Annotated in this window: 1 protein-coding gene; it reads right to left on the bottom strand. The window is 71.3% G+C overall.

Going from position 1 to position 1,027, the window contains the following annotated elements; genetic code table 11:
- Positions 1-57 precede the first annotated feature (57 nt).
- Positions 58-912, bottom strand: coding sequence for a bifunctional hydroxymethylpyrimidine kinase/phosphomethylpyrimidine kinase (gene thiD / locus AC27VN_RS42265; protein WP_490880635.1), 855 nt, complete (start codon positions 910-912; stop codon positions 58-60).
- Positions 913-1,027 lie beyond the last annotated feature (115 nt).

Below are 1,027 nucleotides of genomic sequence, written 5' to 3' on the forward strand. Positions count from 1 at the left end.
CGCCGCAGTTCGGCTCGGCGCTGCCGACGCTGGCGCTGACCTTCGTGCTGGCCTGGCTCAGCCGGCCGAAGCCTGCAGCGGCAGGCGCTGCGTCGGCACTGGCGCAAAGCCGTGGTTGAGCGGGCCATGACCGGCACCGACCTGCACGTCGACAGCGGCCGCCATCGCACCGAGGATGTAGGCGCGCGCGCGCTCCACCGCCTCGGGCAGCGCAGCGCCCAGTGCCAGGTGCGCGGCGATGGCAGACGACAGCGTGCAGCCGGTGCCGTGCAGGTTGCGGCTCTCGATGCGGCGCGAGGCCAGGCGCGTGCGTTCGCCACTGGATTGCAACAGCACGTCGACCACCTCGCTGCCCGGCAGGTGGCCGCCCTTGAGCAGCACCGCGCGCGCGCCCAGCGCCAGCAGCTCGTCGGCCGCGCCATCGAGCGCACCGATGCCGTCGATCGCATGGCCGATCAGCAGGGCCGCCTCATCGAGATTGGGCGTGATCACCGCGGCGCGCGGGAACAGTTCGCGCACCAGCACCTGCACCGTCTCGGCCGCGATCAGGCGGTCGCCGCTGGTGGCGACCATCACGGGGTCGAGCACCACGTTCGGCAGGCGGTAGTGGTCGATGGCCCAGGCCACGACCTCGACCACCTCGGGCGCATGCAGCATGCCGAGCTTGACCGCGTCGACGCCGATGTCCTCGACCACGGCCTGGATCTGCGCCTTGAGGAAGGCCGGCGGCACGCCGTGGATGCCCGTGACGCCGAGCGTGTTCTGCGCGGTGAGCGCCGTGATGGCCGTCATGCCGTAGCAGCCGAGGGCCGCGAAGGTCTTGAGATCGGCCTGGATGCCGGCACCGCCGCCGCTGTCGGAGCCGGCGATCGAGAGCACGCGCGCATAGCGCTGGGTGGGTCCTTGGGTCATGCCGAAAATTATCGACGCGATTCGAAGGCCCGAGGAGCATGGCGATGAACCTGCCCTTCCGATCGGTGGCGATCCTCGGCGCGGGCCTCATGGGCCGGCTGATGGCCGTGACGCT

It is taken from the genome of Variovorax sp. 20P10.2.4 (genome assembly GCF_058244205.1).